This is a genomic window from Polaromonas sp. CG_9.11 (genome assembly GCF_015752225.1).
Classification (GTDB): domain Bacteria; phylum Pseudomonadota; class Gammaproteobacteria; order Burkholderiales; family Burkholderiaceae_C; genus Polaromonas.
In genome coordinates this window covers 76,185-98,549 of record NZ_JADOVE010000012.1, presented here as the reverse complement: position 1 = coordinate 98,549, position 22,365 = coordinate 76,185, and the positions used below count along the sequence as shown (strand labels likewise).

Sequence of the window (22,365 nt, the reverse complement as noted above, 5' to 3'; positions counted from 1 at the left end):
GGCCGGACTATTTTCCTGGCTCGGCCGCATCGCTGGCGTAGTGGTAATAAATTGCCAGCGGCAAGACGATGAGCCCGATCATGACCACCGCCAGCGCCGTGGCGCGGGGCCAGTTGTTGCTGGTGAACATTTCATCCCAGACCACGCGGCCGATCATGATGTTTTCAGGCCCGCCCAGCAGTGAAGGAATCACAAATTCACCGACGCACGGAATGAAGACCAGCATGAAGCCGGCGATGATGCCAGCCCGCGACAGCGGCACCGTGACCAGCCAGAAGGCTTCGCGGGGCGAGGCGCCCAGGTCATGGGCCGCCTCCAGCAGGCGGAAATCCATCTTCACCAGGTTGGCATAGAGCGGCAGCACCATGAAAGGCAGATAGACATAGGTCATGCCTACCAGCATGGACACATCGGTGTACAGGAGCTGGAGGGGTTCGGCGGTGAATCCCAGCGCCATGAGCGCCTGGTTTAGCACGCCCTGGTCAGCCAGGATGCCTTTCCAGGCATAGACGCGCAGCAGGAACGAGGTCCAGAAGGGAAGCATCACCATCATCAGCAGCGCAGGCCGCACGCTCGATGGCGAGCGCGCAATGAAATAGGCGAACGGATAGCCGACCACCAGGCAAAGCACAGCAGTGCACAGCGCATACCAGAGCGAGCGCAGATAAGCTTCGATGTAAAGCGTCTGGAACAGCGCACCGCCTTCGCTGCTGCGAAAAATCGACCCGTAGTTCTCATACTTGAGCTTGAGCAGGCCGGTTCGCGGATCCCAGAGAGGCTTGAACGGATTGATGTCATTGCCCATGTCGACAAAGCTGATGTACAGCAGGATGAGAAAGGGCAGGAAGAAAAAAACGATCAGCCATAGATAAGGCACGCCGATCACGAAGCGTTTGCCGGGCATGGGAAAGCTTGAAGCGGCCATGGGGTTACTCGCTTCTTTAATCGCGCAGAACAATGCCGGCACGGTCGTCCCACCAGAAAAAGACACTGTCTTCCCAGGTGATGTTGCTCACGTCCTGCCGCGAGGTGTTGGCCTCGGTGATCCGCACCCGGGAGCCGTCACCGGCTACCACGATATAGGTGTTGTAGGAGCCAAAGTAGGCAATTTCCTGGACCTTGCCGGTAAAAACATTGCGGTCCACAGGTGGTCGCAGCTTGCTGATCTCGATTTTCTCGGGCCGAACGGCAATGGCCAGTGGCATGTTCAGTGTGCCGCTGACGCCATGGCCAACCTGGATTTCACCAATGCCGGTGATGGCAGCGCAGTGGTCGTTCTCGTCCACGCTGAGTCGGCCTTCAAACATGTTGACATGGCCGATAAAGTCCGCGACGAAGCGGTTGGCCGGATGCTCATACACCTCTTCGGGCGTGCCCACCTGCAACACCCTGCCCTTGCTCATGACGGCGATGCGGTTGGCCATGGTCATGGCTTCTTCCTGGTCGTGGGTCACCATCACGCAGGTCACGCCGACTTTCTCGATGATGTTCACGAGTTCGAACTGGGTCTGCTCGCGCAGTTTCTTGTCCAGCGCACCCAGTGGCTCATCAAGCAACAAGAGCTTGGGCCGCTTGGCCAGGCTGCGTGCCAGCGCCACGCGCTGCTGCTGGCCGCCGGAAAGCTGGTGCGGCTTGCGCCTGGCATATTGACCCAACTGCACCAGGTCGAGCATTTCGCCCACCCGCTGCTGGATCTGGGCCTTGGGAAGGCCTTCACGCTTCAGGCCAAAAGCGACGTTTTCCCAGGTATCGAGATGGGGAAACAAGGCATACGACTGGAACATCATGTTGATCGGGCGGTCATAGGGCTGTAGGCCGGCCACGTCCTCGCCACCCAACAGGATACGGCCGGAACTGGGCTTCTCAAAGCCCGCCAGCATGCGCAGCAAGGTGGATTTACCGCAGCCTGAACTGCCGAGCAGCGCGAAAATCTCGCCCCGGTTCACCGACAGCGACACCTCGTCCACCGCCACTGCGTCGTCAAAGCGCTTGACCAGTTTTTCGGTGACCAGGTAGCCCGCTTTCCCATACTGTTCTGCCATGCATCCGTCCCTGCGTTTGTTCGTATTTCGGAAGCCACCGCACCATGCTGCTGAATGAAAACCTGTTTTTTTTCATCAAAAAGGCCTTTGGCGCACGACCAGCATCCACAACCAGCTATTGATTCAGTAGCATGACGCCACTGGCCGTCTGCCGTGCCACCACCGAAAGCCAGTGCGGTGGCGCGCCGCAGGGGGCTGCCGCCCTGCCTGCAAAAGCCCGGAGCCAGACCTCGGAAATTAACGTCAATTGCCTTTTTTGACGCTGTTGTACGCGTTGGCCAGTGCTTCGCGGGCTTCATTGGTGAAGCTGCTGGGCGCGATCATCTTGCTGAAATACGCGGGTTCGACAAAGATGGTCTTGTTGCCAGCAATTTCAGGCTTGATCTGCGCAATGGCTGCCTTGTTGGCCGTGGGATAGTTCATCGTGTTGGTCACCGACGCGGCATTTTCGGGACGCAGGTAAAAATTGATGAAAGCCTGGGCATTGTTCGGATGCTTGGCGTCCTTGGTCAGGGCCATCGTATCGGCAAAAAGCAGCGCGCCGGTGCTGGGAAGCAGGGCCTGGATGATGTCCTTGGAGCCGTTTTCCATGGCACGGTTGGCGGCGATGTTGATGTCGCCCGACCAGCCGATGACCGCGCAAGCCTTGCCGCCAGCCACGTCATCGATCATGGTGGCGCTGAACAGGCGCACGTCCTTGCGAACCTTGAGCAGCATGTCGGCGGCCGCCTTGAAGTCGGCCGGATTGTTCGAATAGGCGTCCTTGCCGATGTAGTGCAGCGCCACCGGCATGATTTCAGTGGGCGAATCCAGGTAGGCAATGCCGCAGGACTTGAGCTTGGCGGTGTATTTCGGATCAAACACCAAGTCCCAGGCGTTTTCCGGCATGGGCATGCCGGACAGCGCCTTGTCTACCTTGGTCTTGTTGATGCCCACGGTGGTGAAGCCCCAGGCCCACGGCACCAGGTACTGGTTGCCCGGGTCGGCCTTGGTCAGGGTGTTCATGATGGCCGGCTCCAGATTGGCCAGATTGGGAATCTTGGACTTGTCCAGCTGCTGCAGCAGCCCACCTTCAATCTGCGACTTGGCAAACACCGTACCCGGCACCACGATGTCGTACCCGGTATTGCCCGCGACCAGCTTGGCATGCAGGGCTTCATTGGTTTCAAAGGTGTCGTAGTTGACCTTGATGCCGGTTTCCTTTTCAAAGGCGGCCGTCATGCCTTCGGGAATGTAGTCGGGCCAGTTGTAGATATTGAGCACCTTCTCCTCGGCATTGACCGGTAGCGCCGGGGCTGAGGCGACAGGCGATGACGCAGGAGCAACCGCCACCGCCTCCTCTTTTTTGCCGCAGGCTGCCAAGAAGGTGGCCGACAGGGCCGCAGCCAGTACAAGTTTTTTCATGGTGAAACACACTCCCGGGAAAAGTAAACAAAATGAACAGGACTCAAGGCGACAACCGAACGGAAATGGCTGAAAACAGCCTGGAAACGCCCGGTTGGAATAGCAATATCCGGACCAGCCGGCATGCGCCAGACGGTAACAAATATTCTATTCAATCCAGCTGGCCGGCCGCCTGCAAATCGGCCCGGGTCGCGTCCAGGCAACGGCGGATCAGTCCCATCATTTCGTCGATTTGTTCGCGCGTCATGACCAGCGGCGGCGCAATGATCATGCGGTCGCCCACGGCGCGCATGATCAGCCCCAGCCGGAAGCAATGGCCGCGACACAGCATGCCCACGCCCAGTTCGGGCTTGAAGGCCTCATGCGTCGTCTTGTTTTTGGTCAGCACCAGCCCGCCCATGAAGCCGCAGGTTTCGGCCAGCCCCACCAGCGGGTGTTCGCCAAGCTCGGCAAAGCGTTCGGCCAGGTAGGGACCGATGTCGTTTTTCACGCGGCCGGGCAGGTTTTCCTTTTCCATCAGGTCCAGGTTGGCCAGGGCCACGGCACAGGCCACCGGATGGCCGCTGTAGGTGTAGCCATGGTTGAATTCGCCGCCCTGCTCGATCAGCACCTCGGCCACCCGGTTGCCCACCATCACGCCGCCCAGCGGGATGTAGCCGCTGGTCACGCCCTTGGCAAACGTCACCAAATCGGGCCGGTAGCCAAATTTCTCGTAGGCAAACCAGTGGCCCACGCGGCCGAAGGCGCAGATCACCTCGTCGCTGATCAGCAAGACGCCGTACTTGTCGACGATGCGCTGGATCTCGGGCCAGTAGCTGTCGGGTGGAATGATCACGCCGCCAGCGCCCTGCACCGGCTCGGCAATGAAGGCAGCGACCTTGTCCGCGCCCAGCGCCAGGATTTTTTCCTCCAGCCAGCCGGCCGCGCGCAGGCCGAATTCTGCGGGGGTCTCGCCGGGCTGGCCCATCTCGTAAAAATACGGCTGCCCGATGTGGGTGATGTTGGGAATCGGCAAGTCGCCCTGCGCATGCATGCTGGACATGCCGCCCAGCGAGGCACCGGCCATGGTGCTGCCGTGGTAGCCATTGATCCGGCCGATGATGACTTTGCGCTCCGGCTGACCCAGCAGGTCCCAGTAGCGGCGCACCATGCGCACATTCGAGTCGTTGCTCTCGGAGCCACTGCTGGAATAAAACACGTGCTTGAAGCTGCGGCCGCCCACCTCGGGCGCGAGTGCTGAAAGCCGGGCCGCCAGCTGCACGGCGGGCACGTTGGTGGTCTGAAAAAAACTGTTGTAGTAAGGCAGCGTCATCATCTGCCGGTAGGCGGCGCTGGCCAGTTCCTCGCGGCCATAGCCGACATTGACGCACCACAGGCCGCTCATGGCATCAAGGAGCTTGTGGCCCTCGGAATCCCAGACGTAGATGTTCTCGGCGCGAGTAATGACCCGCGCGCCGTGGGCCTCCAGATCCTTGAAGTCAGTAAAGGGATGCAGGAAATGCTCGCGGTCCAGGGCCTGGATCAAGGCGGTGTCGACAGGAGTATTCATGGTGGGCGGCTCTCGGTTGCAGTGGATTGTTTGATCAATGGGGTGGACTCTTACACCAGCAGCAGCAGGTGTTCACGCTCCCAGGGAGAGATCACCTTCATGAACTCGGCGAATTCCATTTCCTTGATTTCGGAATACACCGTGACGAAATCACGGCCCAGCACTTCATGCAGGTCCGACTCGCGGCGCAGCCAGTCCAGTGCCTCGCCCAGGCTGCGCGGCAGCGAATAGGGCGACAGGTAGGCATCGCCCTTCATCTCGGGCTTGGGCTTGATCTTGTTCTTGATGCCCAGGTAGCCGCAGGCCAGGGTCATGGCCAGGGCGATATACGGATTGGCATCGGCGCCGATCACCCGGTTTTCCACCCGGCGGGCCTGTGGCGTGGCAATCGGCGAGCGAATGCCCACCGTGCGGTTGTCGTGTCCCCAGGCGATGTTGATCGGCGCTGCCGTGTCGCGAGAGAGCCGCCGGTAGCTGTTGACATAGGGCGCGACCAGCGCCATAGCGGCCGGAATGTAGCGCTGCAGCCCGCCAATGTAGTGAAAGAAAGCCTCCGACTCGGTGCCATCCTGGTTGCTGAAAATGTTCAAGCCGGTTTCCCGACTCAAGATGCTCTGGTGCACATGCATGGCACTGCCGGGCTCGGCCGCAATCGGCTTGGCCATGAAGGTCGCATACATGTTGTGGCGCAGCGCCGCTTCGCGCACCGTGCGCTTGAACAGGAACACCTCGTCGGCAAGGCCCAGCGGATGGGCATGGAAAAAATTGATTTCCATCTGCCCCGCGCCGACTTCATGAATCAGCGTGTCGACATTGAGCTCCATCTTTTCGCAGTAGTCGTAGATGTCCTCGAACAACGGGTCAAACTCGTTCACCGCGTCGATGCTGTAGGCCTGGCGCGAAGTTTCGGCGCGCCCGCTGCGGCCAACTGGCGGGCGCAGCAGCGTGTTGGGGTCGGTGTTGCGGGCCACCAGGTAGAACTCCAGCTCGGGCGCCACCACCGGCACCAGGCCTTCGGCTTCATACAATTCGCACACCCGGCGCAGTACGCTTCTGGGCGCAAACGGCACCAGCGTTCCGGCCGGATCGAAGCAGTCATGGATGACCTGCGCCGTCGGGCTCGACGCCCACGGAACAATCCGTGCTGTGGACGGGTCGGGCCGCAGGTGCATGTCCTTGTCGGTCGGGCTGATCACATCGTAGTAAGGGCCGCTCTCGGGAAACTCGCCGGTCACGCCCATGGCCACCACCGCCTCGGGCAGGCGCATTCCCCGGTCTTCAGTGAACTTGCCGCGCGGCAGGATCTTGCCCCGGGCCACGCCGGTCAGGTCGGGCACCAGGCATTCGACTTCGGTAATCCTGCGTTCGTTCAGCCAGTTTTCAAGTTCCGTGAAGGTCGTTGCTTTTGTCATGCTCATGTTCAGACTCATCGCGCACTCCTGTTTTTCGACGCATGTCGGTGGATTGGAATAACCTGGATTCAACTGGCGGGGGTAGCCCTTTCCTGCATCCGGCTGGCCTGGCGGCGCTTGCAGGCCTGGCCGAAGGCCGCAAAAATGGCGCGGTAAAAAGGATTCTCCTGGCAATTCCACTCGGGATGCCACTGCACCGCATAGGCAAACGCAGCGGCGCGCTCGATCTCGAAGGCCTCGACCAGGCCGTCGGATGCATGGCCCAACGCGCGCAATCCGTCGGCCAGCCGGCCAATGCCCTGTCCATGCAGCGAATTGACCTGCGCCATGTCGCCGCCAGCCCAGCGGGAAAAAGCGCAGCCCGGCACGAAACGGACCTCATGCGCAGGTCCGTAGGCCTCTTCAAGGCTGACGCCTTCGGGGTCGCGATGGTCGAAGCGCCCTTCCCGCGCATGCACGCTTTGCTCCAGCGAGCCGCCCAGCGCCACGTTGATTTCCTGGAAGCCGCGGCAAATCCCCAGCAGCGGCACACCAGCGGACCGGCACGCCCGTACCAGCGCCAGTGTGAGCACATCGCGCTGCAGGTCCAGCGGCAGGCCGGCATCCAGCACGTCCTGGTCAAAATGGGAAGGATGGACGTTTGACGGCGAACCGGTCAGCATGACACCGTCGACCAATTCCAAAAGCGCCGGTATCTGGGCCACATCGGCCAGGGGAAATAGCACCGGCTGGGCCCCGGCGCATTGCCTGACGGCACGGGCATATTTCTCGCCCAGCACCAGGAACGGCGACTGGTGTCCCTCGTCGCCCAGAAGCCGATGGTCGGCCGGCAGCCACACCAGCGGCGGGTAAAGGTGCTGCGAATGAATCGACGGGGTTTGCCGTGTGGAGTTCATGGGTGTTGAGGGAGTTCCATCCAGTGTAACCAGCCCGTCATTGCGCAGTCTCGCACCGTGGCGGCGTACCTGCAGGTAGGGGGTGCGGCTGAAACCCTGATGCCGGCCAGCGCGTACAGACCTCCGTCACCCCGTAGTCGATTGCACAGCGCGTTCAGTTGCTGGCCGACCATGGCGGCGCGGTGTGAAGGGAGGACCCAGCCTGCTGAGCGCCATCGAGTCACTTGTAGCTGCCGGCATGCGCATGCACTCGCTGACTGTCGATGGCGAAGGCATGGCGCCAACGCAAGCCGACGATGACGTGACGGATGACGTGCATCTTCCCGGAAGAAATTCCGGGATGCAGAGCGATTTTTCAAGTCAAATCAGCTCGTTCTGCTTTGTACACGGGCACAAACTGCTATCTTTTTTAAAAAAACCCATGGACGGGTTTCCCTGTCGGGTTCAAGCCTGTCAGCCACCCAGCTTCCTCCTGCCAGGCCGTCCGCCCGACCAATGGCGACCGTGGCTTGCCAGCGCAAAGATTGAAATAGGCCGTATTACTCAAGCGTGCCTTCTAACTTATCTTCAGCGTTTTCACCATCAACAAAAAACGCTTTAGATTGGTCCGTTTGGGGGGTTGCGGCATCAAAAATATCAAATTAACATTTGTTTTGTGAGGATTATTCTTCAACGGATCGCTTTCCATGATAGAAGGCTGCGCCTTGAAACTGAACACTACCCAATCAGGACGTTTTACATGGCAATTTTAATGGTGCCCAGTTCGCTGCGCAGGTACACCAACCAGCAAAGCCGCATCACCCTTTCGGTCAGTTCCATCGAGGAGGCACTCAAGCGCTTCTCCGAAGATTCCTGCGAGCTTCGCAATCACCTGTTCAGCGGTCAAGCCTTGCGCAAATTCATCGTCGTCTGCAAGAATGGCCAGGACATTCGGCTTCTCGACGGATTGCAGACGTTGGTGAACGATAGCGATGAAGTCCAGATCATTGCGAGTGTGGCTGGCGGATGAGCACGACGTTGCATCCTGCCATGCTGCCAGAACTCACCAGCAGCGAGCTTAGGCGTTTCAACCGCCAGATCATCCTGCCAGAATTCGGTATCGAAGCGCAGCGGCGACTCAAGGCCGGCAGTGTGCTGCTGATCGGCCTGGGCGGACTGGGCAGCCCGGCCTCGCTCTACCTGGCAGCAGCGGGCGTCGGACGGATCGGACTGTTGGACGCCGATGTGGTCGATGAAACCAATCTTCAGCGCCAGATCGTGCACGGCCAGTCCACGCTCGGTCGCTTGAAGAACGAAAGTGCCGAAGCACGCTTGCTGGATATCAACCCGAACGTCCAGATAGAACGTCACGATGTGCGCCTGGGTGTCGACAATGCACTGGCGCTGATTGCTCAATACGACGTGATCATGGATGGATCGGACAATTTCCCGACCCGCTATCTGGTCAACGATGCCTGTGTGAAGCTCGGCAAACCCGACGTGTATGGCGGCGTGCTGCGTTTCGACGGCCAGCTCAGCGTGTTCGATGCGCGCACGGGACCATGCTACCGCTGCCTTTTTCCCGAACCACCGCCGCAGGAGTTCGCGCCCAATTGTTCCGAGGCCGGCGTGCTGGGCGTGCTGCCCGGCGTGATCGGATCGCTGCAGGCGACCGAGGTGCTCAAGTTGTTGAGTGGCATCGGCTCGCCCATGATCGGCCGCATGCTGATTTATGACGGGCTGGATCTCTCCTTCAACACAGTCCACATCGCCAAGGACCCCGACTGTCCGGTCTGCAGCCATGCGCCGCAAGACATCGTGCTCAGGGAAACCGTGATGGTCTGTGCCGCACCGGTGGGCCGGTCCATCTCGTCTGGCGGGCTGCAGGCCAAACTGCAGGCGCGCGATGAGATGGTCATCGTCGATGTGCGCAATCCGGCCGAATGGCTGTCGGGTCGGATTCCAGGCGCCATTGGATGGCCCAAGCCGGAGCTTGAACACGCACTCCATGAATCTGGCGCAGCGCCGCTGCCCAGGGATCGTGACATTGTTTTGGTGTGCCAGAGCGGAATGCGCAGCAGCAGCATTATCAAATCGCTGGTCGAGGCGGGCTATGACCCGCTGCGGCTGTACAACCTTGAACAGGGCATGGCGGCATGGCCGGGGGATGTTCAGCTTGTCTGAAACGGTGACTGCTTCACTGCCCCCGCGGCATGCGTTGCTGAACAACCGTTCACTTGTGGCCCAGCGGACGGCTACCTGCAGAGGTAACAAATTTTTAGAAAGGATGGTTCTTCATGTCCATTGATGAAGCCCGCCCAAATGCCACCAGCGACGACCTGGTTCGCCAGATCGCTACCCTCGCGCCGGCTGGCACCCCCATCACACCGGCCATTGCCGAACAGCTTCAGGCGGCTACCCAAGCCCTGATGGCGCTTGCCAGGGCCGACGGAAAGTTGGAACAGAGCCCCATGACGCTGGCAATGGAGCGAACGGTAGACCTGCACCGCGAGGCCGCCGAAAAACGGCTCGGGGGGCAGCGCGTGCTGGTCACGGGCGGCGCCGGCTGCGTCGGCTCGCACCTGATTCCCTTGCTTTTCGATCTGGGGGCGACGGAAATTGCCATTGCAGACATTGCCGTGACGACCGGCAGCATTGGCATGGGCGGCATCGGTGAAGGCTTGCCCAATGGCCAGTTGTCTACTTACCAGGTCGACATCCGCGATGCCGCGGCGCTCGACGCCGTGTTTGAAGAGGTACGGCCACATGTCGTTTTCCACCTGGCCAGCATCCGCGAGCCCGGCCGGGCCGAGGCGGTGGTGCGCGAGGCCATTGAAACCAATGTGTTCGGCACGCGCAATGTGATCAGCGCCTGCCTGCGCCATGGTGTGGAGGATGCGATTTATTCTTCTACCGGCAAGTGTTTTGCCTACGTGTCCGATCATGTCTACACCGGCAGCAAAAAACTGGCCGAGGCGCAGTGGGCAGCCGTTGCGCGGCGCAGCAACTCGACGCGGTTTCGCTGCACGCGTTTTACCCATGTCATGGAAAACGGCGTGGTGACGCAGGACATCATGGAGGGCATTGCCAAGGGGCTGGTCGGCCTGCACGGCCCGGACCGCTATTTCAACATCCAGAATCTGCAGCAGGCAGGCCACCTTCTGATCAACGCGCTGGCGCTTGCTGACCAGACACCGGCCGATGGTTTCTGGGCCGCTGTCGATCTGGGCTGGCCTGTCAACACGCTGGAACTGGCGCTCTACCTTATCCAGCGCAGCGGCAAACCGGTGGCCTTGCATTTTCTGGGCGTGCCCAAGGGCTATGACGAAGTCTTCTTCCGGGGCCAGTTCTGCTGGAGCGGTGAAACGGCTTATCACCCGCTGGTCAATGCGCTCGAAGCGCCCGGCGGCTTTAGCGACCCCAGCGGCACCATGATCGGCGCGCGTGTGCAGACCTTCAGCGAAGACGCGCTGGCCGTTGAACTCGACCTGCTCAAAAAAGCCCTTGACGACCACACACTCAACGTTTCGGCCGTCAAGGAAGCACTGGTGCAGGCGGTGTGCGGCCTGGCCCGGTCCATATTTGCCGCAGCAGACCTGCCCCGCCTGGTCGACGTGCTCTGGTGGGGTGCCGCGCCTGCCTGGACCGGAACCTCAACCCGCGAGGCCATTCGCTTCGAGGTCGTGATCCATTTGCTGACCGATACGGTTCTCGCCAATCTGCGCCAGACCAATGGAGCGATGTCGATGGCAACCCGGCAAAAGCTGGACGAGGTAAACCAGACCCTCTCACGAATTCCCAGACTCGCGGCCCAATCCAGGAGCCTGGAGACTCTGCTTGAAGGCGCGGGCGCGACGGCGTCTATGAAATAGGCAGCCGACTCACGCCCCGCTGCGCACCCGGCTGGCGCTGCCGACCATCCCGAAAAGCCCGCGCCGACCCACAGCACAGCCGCATGCAGCGCCTGTTGCAACGGGGAAAGCGGGGGCGCTCGCTGGACGCTGGATTCTTTGATGGCTGTCGCGGCCCAGCCGGGTGTTCGATCGAAGCGACGTGGCTGCCGGGTTTTCCGAAATGGTCAGCCCAGATCGTGCGGTGGGCGTTGAAATTCACCGGTGCCAGCGGGCCTGGCGCTGGCACTCCGCGCGTAGCAGTGGCAACGTGACGCTGTGGTCTCCACCCAGAAAAATGGCATGCTGGCCGGCCATCAGCGCAGACGCATGTCGCCCGGGTGGCCCAATTGGTGCAGCGGAGAAACGTTGAAATGCGGATGAATCCCGTCGTACAGCATCGGGCTGGCTCGGCAAATTTTCTATGGACCGAAGCGCGCACCCGGCCGATTGGTGACGGCGCCGCCGAACGGCACGCCCGCCACGGCAAAGGAGTGCCCCAGAGGCAAGGGCGGTGTGGCCAGCAAGCTGACAGTGTTGTTGACATAGGCGAGCTGGCCGGTATGCATGAAAAATACCTACGCTAAACTGGACTGAAGGTGACCCTGCCGCGCTGCTGGCGCCGGCTCCAATTTATTGCCACCGCAAAAAGCTACTTTTTTCCAGCTATTTTCCTGCCCTTGCCCTGGAGTTTTCAACGTGCCGCACCGCCCCGCTTCCCCCTGGATTGCCTATGCCTGCCTGGCGCTCAGCATGTCGCTGGTCGGGAGCTATGTCGCCCTGTCCAAGCCGCTGGTGGCCGCGTTGCCGGTTTTTTTGCTGGCCTGGCTGCGTTTTGGCATTGGCGGGCTGGCGATGGCGCACTGGCTGAAAAAGCCGGCCGCTGAAACGCCGATGAGCCCGCAAACCCGCCGGCTGGTGTTCCTGGAGTCCTTCCTGGGGAATTTTCTGTTCTCGATCTGCATGCTGTTCGGCGTCAGCCTGACCAGCGCGGTAGCCGCTGGCGTCATCATGGCGGCGATCCCGGCCACAGTGGCGCTGCTGAGCTGGGCCTTTTTGCGCGAGCAGATCAGCGGCCGTGTTTGGGCTGCCGTAGCCTGCGCGGTGCTCGGCATTGCCCTGGTGTCGCTCTCGAAAAGTGAGCTGCCTGCGCAGATGGGTACTGCGCAAGAGGCCGATTTGGCATTAAAAAATGCCTGGCTGGGCAATCTGTTGCTGGTGGGCGCAGTGCTGTGCGAGGCGGCGTATGCGGTGATTGGTAAAAAGCTGACCGGCGTGCTCAGCCCCAAGCGCATCACGGCACTGATCAATCTGTGGGGTTTTGCCCTGGTCACGCCTTTCGGGGTGTGGATGGCCTGGGGCTTTGACTTTGCCGCCGTTGCACTGGCCAGCTGGGGGCTGCTGGTGTTTTATGCACTGGCGGCGAGCGTCTGGACGGTGTGGCTGTGGATGACCGGCTTGCGAACCGTGCCTGCCAACCAGGCCGGCGTGTTCACGGTGATGCTGCCAGTCAGCGCGGCAGCGGTTGGCGTGGGGGTGCTCGGTGAAAGCCTGAATGGCACGCAAATCGGGGCTTTTTCGATTGCGCTGGTTGGCGTGGTGCTGGCGACGTTGCCCCAGCGCGGCCAGCCCAAGCCGGCACAGGCCGCGCCGTTGCGGTGAATCGCGCCGTGCGCGGCATGGCCAGATTCAGCCGAACAGCGCCTTGTATCGCTCGCGCAAGACATTTTTCTGCACCTTGCCCATGGTGTTGCGCGGCAACTCGCTGACCATGAAGCATTGCTTGGGCACCTTGAAGTTGGCCATTTTTGACTTCATCTCGGCCATGATCTGCAGGCCGTCGGGCGTGGCACCGGACTTGGCAATCACCACGGCCACGCCGACTTCACCAAAGTCCGGGTGGGGCACGCCGACCACGGCGCTCTCGGCCACGCCGGGCAGTTCGTTGATAAAGCCTTCGATCTCGGCCGGATAGACGTTGTAGCCACCGCTGATGATCAGGTCTTTGCTGCGCCCGACGATGGTGATGTAGCCTTCCTCGTCAATCTTGCCCACATCGCCGGTCTTGAAATAACCGTCGGCGGTGAACTCCTCGGCGGTTTTATCCGGCATGCGCCAGTACCCCGAAAAGACATTCGGCCCCTTGACGTGAATGTTGCCGATCTCTCCGTCTGGCAGGGGCTTGCCGCCGTCGCCCTGCACCCGCAGACTGACGCCCGGCAGCGCAAAGCCGACCGTGCCGCCGCGCCGCTCGCCATCCTGGCAGGGGTTGGACGTCAGCATGGCGGTTTCGGACATGCCGTAGCGCTCCAGGATGGTGTGGCCGGTACGCGCCTGCCATTCCCTAAAGGTTTCGATCAGCAGCGGCGCTGATCCGGCAATGAACAGGCGCATGTTGCGGCAGGCTTCAAGCGTCAGGCCGGGCTCGGCCAGCAGCCGCACATACAGCGTCGGCACGCCCATGAACACGGTCGCTTCGGGCAGTTTTTCGATGACGTTTTTCGGATCGAATTTGGCCAGCCAGATCATCTTGCTGCCGTTGATAAGCGCACCGTGAATGGCGACAAACAGGCCGTGGACATGGAAAATCGGCAAGGCATGGACCAGCACGTCGCCCTTTTTCCAACCCCAGTAATCCTTGAGCACCAGCGCGTTGCTCAGCAGGTTGCCATGCGACAGCATCGCGCCCTTGCTGCGCCCCGTCGTGCCGCTGGTATACAAAATCGCCGCCAAGTCGTCGGGCTGCTTGCGCGCCACTTCATGCTGGTCGCTGCAATGCGCGGCGCGCGCCAGGAGCGAGCCGGTACGGTCGTCGTCGAGCGTGAAGACGTTCTGCGTGCCGGCCTTGAAGGCGATCTTGCTGACCCAGCCAAAATTGGCGCTGCTGCAGACCACCACCGCCGGCTCGGCATTGCCGATGAAATACTCGATTTCGGCGCTCTGGTAGGCGGTGTTCAAAGGCAAAAACACAAAGCCGGCACGCAGCGTGGCCAGGTACAGGACCAGGGCCTCGACCGATTTCTCGACCTGCACGGCAATCCGCGCACCTTCGGGCAGGCCAAGCGATTGCAGCAAATTGGCCATCATGGCGCTGCCATGCTCCAGGTCGCGCCAGGAATACAGCAGGCCGCTGCCGGTTTCAATGGCGACTTCGTCCAGGTCGTCGGGAAAGGCCGAACGCAGCGCGGCAAACAGGTTGTGGTTGTTCATGGGAGTGAAGCTGTCAAAAATGGAGGACGCAGCCGTTCAGGCGCTGAACGCTGGCGGACGTTTTTCCATGAAGGCGATGATGCCTTCACGGTGTTCGCCAGACGCCGCATAGTCATACGCGGTCGCTATTGTATTCATAGCTGCTTGCGCAAGCGGAACCTGCGCCATAGCTCTAAATGATGCTTTATTCAAGCGTGCGGCCTGCGGCGCCAGTTGCCCGATGCACTGGAGGCGCTCCTGCACCGCAGCGCCCAGCGCGTCGGCCGCCATCACCTGGTTCAAAAATCCGCACTGCTTCATCTCGGTCGCGTCCAGCACGGCAGCCGACAGCAGCATCTCGCGCGCCGTCAGCTCGCCCACGGCGCGCATCACCAGCGCCGCCTCGCGCGGCGCCATCGGAAAGCCGAGCTTGGCAATCGGCGCACCGAAACGCGCGCTGCCGGCGGCCAGCCGGATGTCGCAGCAACTGGCAATCTCCACGCCGGCGCCCATGCAATTGCCCTCGATCTGCGCGACGATGGGCACGTCGCAGTCAAGCATGGCCTGCAGGCCACCCCAGACGTCGTTTTCATGAAAATCACGCAGGCTGGCCGCGTCGAAGCGGAAACGGGCGTATTCGGAAATGTCGCCGCCCGCGCAAAAGTGCCCGTTCTCGCCCCGGACCAGCACGCAATGCACATCGGGGCGCTGCTGGACAGTTTCAAAAATTACACGCAGTTCGCGCCACATCACCCGCGACATAGCGTTGAACTTGCCTGCGTTCGACAGCGTGACCGTTGCCAGGGAAGCCGAAAAGTCAAGAAGAACAGCACCGCTCATTGATCAATCGAGCTTGGCGCCGGAGGCTTTCACCACAGCCGCCCAGCGTTTGACTTCAGCGCTGACAAACGCGCCGAACTGCGCCGGCGTGAGGCTGCCGAACTCGGCGCCGTTGCTGGCCCAGATGGTTTTCAGCTCTTCAGTGGCTGCGACCTTGCGCAGGTCTTCGACGATGCGCGCCTGGACATCGGGCGGCGTGCCCTTGGGCGCCCACATGCCGTACCAGGTGGTGACGGTGTAGTCGGGCAGGCCGAGTTCGGCGGCGCACGGCACATCGGGGAAAGCCGGGTTGCGCTTGGCGCCCGAGACCATCAGCGCCTTGATGCGGCCGCCTTTGATGTGGGCCGCCGATGAACCCAGGCCGTCGAACATCATGTCCACGTTGCCCGAGATCAAATCCTGCAGCGCCGGCCCGGCACCCCGGTAGGGAATGTGCGTGATGAAGGTGTTGGTCTGCTGCTTGAACAGCTCGCCAGCCAAATGGTGCGAGGTTCCGGCACCGGCCGAGCCGTAGTTGAAACCACCCGGTTTGCCGCGCACCTGCGCCAAGAAAGCCTTGAAATCGCCTGGAATGTTTTTGGAATTGACCACCAGCACCTGCGGCACGTTGGCGATCAGCGCCAGCGGCACAAAGTCTTTTTCAATGTCGTAGTCGAGCTTGGGGTACATCGACGGCGCAATCGCATGGTGCACCGCGCCCATGAACAGGGTGTAGCCGTCGGGCTGTGCACGCGCCGCAATGCTGGCGCCCAGTGTGCCGCCCGCTCCGCCCCGGTTGTCGATGATGAGCTGCTTGCCGGTCAGCTTGGCAAACTGCGCCGACAGTGGGCGGGCAAAAGCGTCAGTGCCGCCGCCGGCCGGGAACGGCACGATGGCCGTGACGGGCTTAGCGGGCCAGGCCGACTGGGCGTGGCTGCCCCAGGACAGCGCGGCCATGCCGGCTGCGGCGCCACGCAAGAGGCTACGGCGGGTGCCGCTGTTCTCAAAATGAAATGTCATGCAAGTCTCCTTTTTTGTTTCTGTCTCAGGGTCGTTCAGAGCAAGTCGTCAACTATACAAATCATGGACCTCGGTGGATACCGGGACTTTCCCCTGCGTCAGCATCGCCCGGTGCTTGTCCAGGCGCTTGAGGTCATACAGGTAGTTCACCATCAGTCCATAGGACTGCCTGAGGCCTTTGGGCGACGGGTCGGCGGCCCAGTTGAGCCGTTCGACCCGGGCACCATTGCCCAGGTGAAACCGCGCCACCGGGTCGAGCGGCTGGCCATCCTTCAGCGCCTGCCCCAGGTAATGCGCGGCGCATTGCAGCAGCAACTGGCGCACCGGGGACTTTTCCGGCAGGTCTAATGGATGTTCGATCGTGGCCAGAAAACTTGTCGGCGTGGGCACGTCGCTGCCAAGCGCCTGCCCCAGCGCTGCGCGTTCCTTGTCAGACAGCTTCTCAAACATCGCTGCGGCATGTTTGCCCAGCCAGTTCCGCAAACCCGGGATCGGAGACAGCGTGGCAAACACCTTGAGCTTGGGGAATTCGTCCTTGAGCGTTTCCACCACCCGCTTGATCAGCGAGTCGCCAAAACTCACGCCGCGCAAGCCGGGCTGGGTGTTGCTGATCGAATAGAAAATGGCGCTTGTCGCCTTGCCCAGGTCGGCCGCGGCCGCTTGTTCATCAAGCAGCGGCTCGATGCCTTCGGCCATTGCATCAACCAGCGCGACCTCGACAAAAATCAAGGGCACGCCGGGCAGGCGCGGGTGAAAAAAGCCGTAGCAGCGGCGGTCGCTGTCCAGGCGGTTCTTCACATCGGCCCAGCTCTTGATGTCATGCACCGCTTCGTACTGGATCAGTTTTTCAATCAGCGATGCCGGCGAATCCCAGCTGATGCGGCGCAGGTCCAGAAAGCCCACGTCGAACCAGGTCGAGAACATGTACTCCATTTCCACATCCAGCGCCATCAGCCGCTTGTCGGCCTTGAGGAAAGGCAGTATTTCAGCGCGTAATTCGACCAGGAACTGAACGCCCTGCGGGTACACGCTGAAGCGCTGCAGCAGGCGGCGGCGCGGCGACACGGTGGCGCGACGGTAATGCACCTCGGCCACGGCTTCATCAAGCGTGCCGACGGCGGCGGCAAACCGCGCCTGGGCTTCTTTGGTTTTTTGCGCGTCGGCGACAAACATCTCGCTCATCAGCAGCCACAGGTCGCAGCGCTGCGCCAGCGGTGCGGCGGCATGCCAGGCGGCCACATCCATGGCGCGGCGTCCGCCGTCGACCTCGCTCACGCGCGGGTCGATGATGGCCCGGAGTTCCTCAAAGGCCCGGCGCAGCAGGCGTGGCGACAGCGCCTCGCCCTCCTGGCGCAGCGTGGCTTCGAGGCGCGCCGGAATGGAGCGGGCGAGCGGGCCTTCCTTGGCCGGCGGTGTTTCAGAAATTCCGCTCGCATCCTGCGCGTCAGCTGCCGGCTTGGCCGAAGCGGCAGGCAGCAGGCGCGAGACACTGCGGCCGAGCCAGTGGGTGCTGTTCATGCCAGCGTGCCGCTGCAGCTTGCTGACGCAGCTCCGTGCCCTTCGGCGACGTGGCAAGGCAACGAATTCCAGACAAGACCCATGGCATGAACTCCTTGAGAGGGTTGAATTTCAACGCGACTGCCCGCACCCCAAAAAAGACAGGCCGACCAATTGCTATCAAATAAATAGCGATTGACGCCCATTCTATGTGCGCAAAGCCCTGTTTGAGGCCCAAATCCAGAGCCAGACACCGGCGCCGATCATGGGAATGCACAGCCACTGGCCCATGCTCATGCCCAGCGCCAAAATGCCGAGGAAATCATCGGGCTCGCGGAAAAACTCGGCGATGAAACGGAACACGCCATAGCCGACCAGGAAGGCGCCCGAGACCTGGCCCATCTTGCGCGGGCCTCTGGCATACAACCACAACAGCACGAACAGCAGCAGGCCTTCCATCAGGAACTGGTAGACCTGCGACGGGTGGCGCGGCAGCATTGAGCCGCTGTGCGCAAACACCATGCCCCACGGCAAGTCAGGTGAACTGAAGCGGCCCCACAGTTCTCCGTTGATGAAGTTGCCGACACGCCCGGCCGCCAAACCGGTCGGCACGCAAGGCGCGATGAAGTCCATCACCTGCAGCCACGGGCGGTGACGCGAGCGCGCAAACCAGAGCTGCGACGCCAGCACGCCCAGCATGCCGCCGTGAAAGCTCATGCCGCCCTGCCAGACGAAAAAGATCTCCAGCGGATGCGTGAGGTAGTAGCCCGGCTTGTAGAACAGGCAGTAACCGAGCCGCCCGCCAATCACCACGCCCATCACGCCCAAAAACAGAATGTCCTCGATGTCCCGGCGCGACCAGGCGCCCGGCCCGGTGATGGACGCATACGGTTCGTGGCGCAGGCGCAGGCTGGCGAGGAAAAAAAACAGGCCAAAGGCGGCGAGGTAGGTCAGGCCGTACCAGTGAATGGCCAGCGGGCCGAGTTGCAGCGCAACAGGATTGATTTCAGGATGGATGAGCATGGGGTGCCATTGTGCATGCAAGCCAGGCCGTCACTGCCTGCCTGCGCCTTCACTCGCCAGGGGCCACAGCTGGCGCCGAACTGGCCTGCAGCGCGAGTTGTTCGTCAACAATTACCAATATTTCCTCAACCTCGCGCACCCCGGCCGGCTTGACCAGATGGTAAGAAAAACCGGCATTTCTGGAGCGCTGCCGGTCAGACGCGCGTCCATAGCCCGTCAGGGCGACCAGCACGGTATGTTTCAGCGCGGCTTCCTGGCGCAGCTGCCTTGCCACCTCGTAACCCGTGATTCCCGGCAGGCCAATGTCGAGCAGCACCACGTCGGGGCGCATGACCAAGGCGGTTTGCACGGCGCTGGGGCCGTCATAGGCGACTTCAACCTCATGCCCGGACAGCCTGAGCAGCCTGGCCAGAAACTCCACCGCATCCACGCTGTCATCGACAGCCAGCACCCGGCAGCGCCTGCCAGTTGAGCGGGCGACCACCGGCCGCGGCAAGGACAGCAGCGGCACGGCCGCCTGCCCGACCGGCAGGCGCACGACGAATTCGCTGCCCTGCCCCAGGATGCTGTGCACTTCGACGCTGCCTTGGTGCATCTCGACCAGTTGCCTGACCAGGCTCAAGCCGATGCCCATGCCGCCTTGCGAGCGGTCCATGGTGCGTTCGCCTTGCGTGAACAGGTCAAAGACGTGTGGCAGCAGTTCTGCGGCGATGCCCATGCCGGCATCGCGCACCTCGATCACAGCCACCGCCCCGCCAGCAGCTGCCCCGGCATCGCCTTCCTGCGCGACACTCAGCCACAGACGGCCGCCCTCGTCGGTGTACTTGGCAGCGTTGTTAAGCAGGTTCACCAGCACCTGCTCCAGCCGCGTGGCGTCGGCATGCAGCCAGACAGGATGGGGCGGCAGTGACAGCGTGAGCTGTTGCCGGCGACTGGCGATCAGCGGCCGGGCTGTTTCCAGCGCCCTTTCGACGATATCGCCCACGCGGACCGGCGCCTTGCGAAGACGCAGATTGCCGCTGGTGATGCGGGAAACCTCCAGCAGGTCATCGATCAGGTGCTTCATCTGACCGACCTGCCGTTCGATCACCTGGCAAGCCTGCTGGTACACCGGGTCCTGGTTTTCCTGCAACCGAAGGAGTTGCGCCGCGCTGGCCAGCGGCGCCAGCGGATTGCGCAGCTCATGGCTGAGCATCGCCAAAAATTCGTCCTTGCGGCGGTGCAGCTCGGACAGGGCCTGCGCCTGCTCCTTCGTCTGCCGCTCCAGACGACTGCGCTCGGTGATGTCGTAAAAACAATTGATGGCGCCGATGATTTTTCCCTGGCCATCCTTGAGCGGCACAATATTGGCAACGACGGTGATGCGCGAGCCGTCGGGCCGCTCGATCACAATTTCAACATCATCGACCTGCGGTATTTCTCCCTTGAGCACCGCAATCATCGGGTTTTGCTCAGCGCTCAGCAAAGTCCCGTCGGGACGATAGACCGTGGATACGCCGCAAAAGCGCTCGTCAACATCGCCCTGCCTGGGCTTGCGCCCCCACAATTTCACCGCGCAGGCGTTGAATTCCAGAATCATTGCAGAGGTGTCGCACGAATACATCGCCACTGGCCCCCGGTCAAACAAAGCGCGAAAACGCTGTTCGCTTTGGCGCAGGGCTTCCGCTGCCTTGGCGCGTTCAGTGATGTTGCTGAAGACGATGGCGACTTTTCGACTTCCCGCGTTGCCCAACCGCGCGGCATACATGTCAAACCGGAGATCGAGCGCTTTTTCTTCGTGGTTGAACCGGACCGGCTTGCCTGTCAGGGCCACTTTGCCGCAAGCTTTCAGCCATTGCGCTTCGCGGCCAGGGGCGCATTCAGACCAACGCTTGCCGGCAACGCCTTGCATACCCGTTTGCAATGCAAAAGCCGGATTGACTTCCAGAAAGCAGCAATCCACCGCTTGCGCCTGGTCGTTAAACGCAATGTCGATGATGCAGAAACCCTCGTCCATTGAATTGAACAGGTTGCGGTAGCGTTCCTCGCTTTCACGCAAGGCGTTTTCAGCCCGTTTTTGCTCGGTGCAATCATCGTGCACGATGACGATCCGGACCGACCCGGCACTCTGGAAACGCGTGACCCGCATGACAAACCAGCGCTGCTCGGTCGGCGAGTGACAGGGATATTCCATCTCGAAACGCGTGCGCCGTCCGGCGATGATATCGTTGATGGCCAGCACATAGGCCGGGGTATCGCCTCCGTGCAGCAACGTCTGCCGGCAATGGTCGAGGTAGTTAAAGCCGATTCCAATGACGGACGCCGAAACGCCCGGCGGCTGGTTTTCATCGGCAAAGCGTTGCCAGGATTCGTTGATTTCCAGAATCGTTCCCGATGCATCGATTACGGCGATGTGGCCCGACAAGGCATCAAGGGAAGAGCGCAAAAACCGTTGCGATTCGCGCAGCGCTTTTTCCGTATGCCGACGCGCGGTGATGTCGCGCACAAGGACCGCGATCGTTGTACCCTTCGGCCCGCCGATCCGGCTGGCATAGCCTTCCAGACAGCGGTCCACTGTTTTCGACTGGTTCACAAAGCGAGCCGCCTTGCCTGTCTCAAGGACTTTGGCGCACATCTCGATGCAGTCCGCTGCCTGATCCTGGGCAATTTCGCTGATCCATCTTCCTGCCGCGCCGGTGATGCCGGTGTGCGTCTCAAACGCTGGATTTGCCTCCAGACAGCGGCAATCAATCGGCTGCCGGTGTTCATCAAAAATCAATTCGATGATGCAAAAGCCTTCATCCATCGAATTGAACAAGCAGCCATAGCGCGCCTCGCTGGCGTTCTGCCGCGTTTCGGCGCGACGCCGGCTCACCTGTTCCCTTCGCAGGCAGACCAGCAGCAGCAGCAGGGCGAAACCGCCCAGCGTGCTGGCCAGCAAAAGCGTTTGAACCGACTTGCTGCTGTCAGCCTGCCTCGCGAGGGCGCGGTCCCTCAAGAGTTGCGTTTCCTGCGACTGCGACTGGGCCACCAACAGGCGAATCTGGTCCATGGCCGACTTGCCTGACTCCACCATGTCCGACTCGCTGGCGGCCGTCAATCCTTGGGTTTCGCGCAGCAAGATAAGGGCTTTGATGGCGGCGAATTTAGCTGCGGCCAAGGGCATGAGCGCGGCGAGCCGCTGTTGCTCCTCGGGATTGTCAGCGGTCAGGCGGCGCAATTGCGCCAGCCGGATGGGAAAGGTTTTCAGACTTTCGTGGTACGGCGCCAAGTAATCGGGGTTCCCGGTGATAACGAAGCCGCGCTGGCCGGTTTCCGCGTCCTTGAGGCTGGACAGCAGTTCACCAAGTTCCTGGATCACCACACGGGAGTGTGTTTCCCAGCGTTCCGAGTTGGTTGCGGCCTGCATGTTTCGATACGCCAGCCAGCCCACGCCCGCCAGGCAGCCAAGGACAAACACCAGCACTGCTTCGACCAGCAGGCGTTTGTTGACAGGCTGCATGGCTTCATTGGACAAGTTCCTGGAAATGCCCGCACTGCCCGGGCCGCGCAATGGCTTGTCCATTTGCGGATCAGGCGCAGTCATGTAGGCATCCTGGCCTGAAGGAAAGCGTTCGTCATGGCTTGAAGCCTTTTAAGGCGGTGAAATAACACTTCAAGGTAACA

At 61.4% G+C, this 22,365-nt stretch carries 18 protein-coding genes; 5 read left to right on the top strand and 13 right to left on the bottom strand.

The window, feature by feature from the left end; translation table 11 throughout:
- Window positions 1-7: 7 nt before the first annotated feature.
- From IWX85_RS11615 to IWX85_RS11590, 6 genes are all read right to left on the bottom strand, one after another.
- Window positions 8-925, bottom strand: coding sequence for an ABC transporter permease (locus tag IWX85_RS11615; protein ID WP_036804768.1), 918 nt, complete (start codon window positions 923-925; stop codon window positions 8-10).
- A 16-nt stretch (window positions 926-941) separates the two neighbouring features.
- Window positions 942-2,042, bottom strand: a complete 1,101-nt coding sequence (locus IWX85_RS11610) for an ABC transporter ATP-binding protein (RefSeq protein WP_196869830.1) — start codon at window positions 2,040-2,042, stop codon at window positions 942-944.
- Window positions 2,043-2,285: 243 nt separating this feature from the next.
- Complete coding sequence (locus IWX85_RS11605; protein WP_196869829.1) at window positions 2,286-3,446, bottom strand: extracellular solute-binding protein; 1,161 nt, start codon at window positions 3,444-3,446, stop codon at window positions 2,286-2,288.
- A 151-nt stretch (window positions 3,447-3,597) separates the two neighbouring features.
- Window positions 3,598-4,995 carry an aspartate aminotransferase family protein gene (locus IWX85_RS11600; RefSeq protein ID WP_196869828.1) on the bottom strand — a complete coding sequence of 466 codons (1,398 nt, stop codon included), beginning with the start codon at window positions 4,993-4,995 and terminating at the stop codon, window positions 3,598-3,600.
- A 50-nt stretch (window positions 4,996-5,045) separates the two neighbouring features.
- Entirely contained in the window at window positions 5,046-6,413 is a 1,368-nt protein-coding gene (locus IWX85_RS11595) for a glutamine synthetase family protein (RefSeq protein ID WP_231379700.1), read from the bottom strand.
- Between the two features lie 62 nt (window positions 6,414-6,475).
- Window positions 6,476-7,303 carry a gamma-glutamyl-gamma-aminobutyrate hydrolase family protein gene (locus IWX85_RS11590; protein ID WP_196869826.1) on the bottom strand — a complete coding sequence of 276 codons (828 nt, stop codon included), beginning with the start codon at window positions 7,301-7,303 and terminating at the stop codon, window positions 6,476-6,478.
- 244 nt (window positions 7,304-7,547) lie between these two features.
- On the opposite strand from IWX85_RS11590, the gene IWX85_RS11585 reads away from it, so the two are divergent.
- From IWX85_RS11585 to IWX85_RS11570, 4 genes are all read left to right on the top strand, one after another.
- Window positions 7,548-7,904, top strand: a complete 357-nt coding sequence (locus IWX85_RS11585; RefSeq protein ID WP_196869825.1) for a hypothetical protein — start codon at window positions 7,548-7,550, stop codon at window positions 7,902-7,904.
- A 138-nt stretch (window positions 7,905-8,042) separates the two neighbouring features.
- On the top strand, window positions 8,043-8,312 hold the full coding sequence (locus IWX85_RS11580) for a MoaD/ThiS family protein (RefSeq protein ID WP_036804776.1): 270 nt from the start codon (window positions 8,043-8,045) through the stop codon (window positions 8,310-8,312).
- Window positions 8,313-8,332: 20 nt separating this feature from the next.
- Entirely contained in the window at window positions 8,333-9,466 is a 1,134-nt protein-coding gene (gene moeB, locus IWX85_RS11575; protein ID WP_196869824.1) for a molybdopterin-synthase adenylyltransferase MoeB, read from the top strand.
- 113 nt (window positions 9,467-9,579) lie between these two features.
- A complete protein-coding gene (locus IWX85_RS11570) occupies window positions 9,580-11,154 on the top strand; it encodes a polysaccharide biosynthesis protein (protein ID WP_196869823.1) in 1,575 nt (524 codons plus the stop codon).
- A gap of 440 nt (window positions 11,155-11,594) precedes the next feature.
- On the opposite strand, the gene IWX85_RS11565 is transcribed toward IWX85_RS11570, so the two are convergent.
- A complete protein-coding gene (locus tag IWX85_RS11565) occupies window positions 11,595-11,741 on the bottom strand; it encodes a hypothetical protein (RefSeq protein WP_196869822.1) in 147 nt (48 codons plus the stop codon).
- A 184-nt stretch (window positions 11,742-11,925) separates the two neighbouring features.
- Between IWX85_RS11565 and IWX85_RS11560 the strand changes: the two genes are divergently transcribed.
- Window positions 11,926-12,834, top strand: a complete 909-nt coding sequence (locus tag IWX85_RS11560; RefSeq protein ID WP_051984438.1) for a DMT family transporter — start codon at window positions 11,926-11,928, stop codon at window positions 12,832-12,834.
- A gap of 27 nt (window positions 12,835-12,861) precedes the next feature.
- On the opposite strand, the gene IWX85_RS11555 is transcribed toward IWX85_RS11560, so the two are convergent.
- The 6 genes from IWX85_RS11555 to IWX85_RS11530 form a co-directional block, all read right to left on the bottom strand.
- Window positions 12,862-14,382, bottom strand: coding sequence for a malonyl-CoA synthase (locus tag IWX85_RS11555; protein WP_036804786.1), 1,521 nt, complete (start codon window positions 14,380-14,382; stop codon window positions 12,862-12,864).
- Window positions 14,383-14,418: 36 nt separating this feature from the next.
- Window positions 14,419-15,201 carry an enoyl-CoA hydratase/isomerase family protein gene (locus IWX85_RS11550; protein WP_196869821.1) on the bottom strand — a complete coding sequence of 261 codons (783 nt, stop codon included), beginning with the start codon at window positions 15,199-15,201 and terminating at the stop codon, window positions 14,419-14,421.
- 3 nt (window positions 15,202-15,204) lie between these two features.
- Window positions 15,205-16,200 carry a tripartite tricarboxylate transporter substrate binding protein gene (locus IWX85_RS11545; RefSeq protein WP_036804790.1) on the bottom strand — a complete coding sequence of 332 codons (996 nt, stop codon included), beginning with the start codon at window positions 16,198-16,200 and terminating at the stop codon, window positions 15,205-15,207.
- Window positions 16,201-16,248: 48 nt separating this feature from the next.
- A complete protein-coding gene (locus IWX85_RS11540) occupies window positions 16,249-17,718 on the bottom strand; it encodes a malonyl-CoA decarboxylase (protein ID WP_196869820.1) in 1,470 nt (489 codons plus the stop codon).
- Window positions 17,719-17,904: 186 nt separating this feature from the next.
- Window positions 17,905-18,720 (bottom strand): prolipoprotein diacylglyceryl transferase, encoded by an 816-nt coding sequence (gene lgt / locus IWX85_RS11535; RefSeq protein ID WP_036804795.1) that lies wholly within the window; start codon window positions 18,718-18,720, stop codon window positions 17,905-17,907.
- 49 nt (window positions 18,721-18,769) lie between these two features.
- Complete coding sequence (locus tag IWX85_RS11530; protein WP_196869819.1) at window positions 18,770-22,285, bottom strand: CHASE3 domain-containing protein; 3,516 nt, start codon at window positions 22,283-22,285, stop codon at window positions 18,770-18,772.
- Window positions 22,286-22,365: the final 80 nt, after the last annotated feature.